1 protein-coding gene is annotated in these 479 nt (G+C 70.1%); it reads right to left on the bottom strand.

The window, feature by feature from the left end; genetic code table 11:
- Positions 1–479: pyruvate kinase (locus tag IOC61_RS09300; protein WP_229333009.1), on the bottom strand; the 479-nt coding region annotated here is incomplete at both ends.

Genomic DNA, 479 nt, shown 5'->3' with positions numbered 1-479 from the left:
CGCTGGTGTCGAAGGGCAGCGAGACCACGCCGCGATAGAGCGCCATGCGTCGCTGGGCGATGGCGCTGTGGGCCAGGCCGATGATCGGCAGCCCGGAACGGATGCGCGAGGCGATCAGCGGCGTATAGCCGGTCGAGGTCATGCAGGCGATGGCGGCCACCCCGGAGAGGTGGTTGGCGGCGTACATGGCGGATAGGGCGATGGTCTCGTCGACCCGGGAGAAGCCCTCGTGGATGCGGTGGCCCGACTCCTGGGCGATCCGCTCGCGCTCGGCGCCCAGGCAGACCCGGTCCATCGCCTCGATGGTCTCCACCGGGAAGTCGCCGGCGGCGGTCTCGGCGGAGAGCATCACCGCATCGGTGCCGTCGAGCACGGCGTTGGCAACGTCGAACACCTCGGCGCGGGTGGGCAGGGGCGACTCGATCATCGACTCCATCATCTGGGTGGCGGTGATCACCGCCCGGTTCAGGCTGCGGGCT

It is taken from the genome of Halomonas sp. KAO (assembly GCF_015595025.1).
GTDB lineage: Bacteria > Pseudomonadota > Gammaproteobacteria > Pseudomonadales > Halomonadaceae > Halomonas.
The sequence above is the reverse complement of the archived record's forward strand: the minus strand, read 5'-3'. Positions and strand labels throughout refer to the sequence as shown.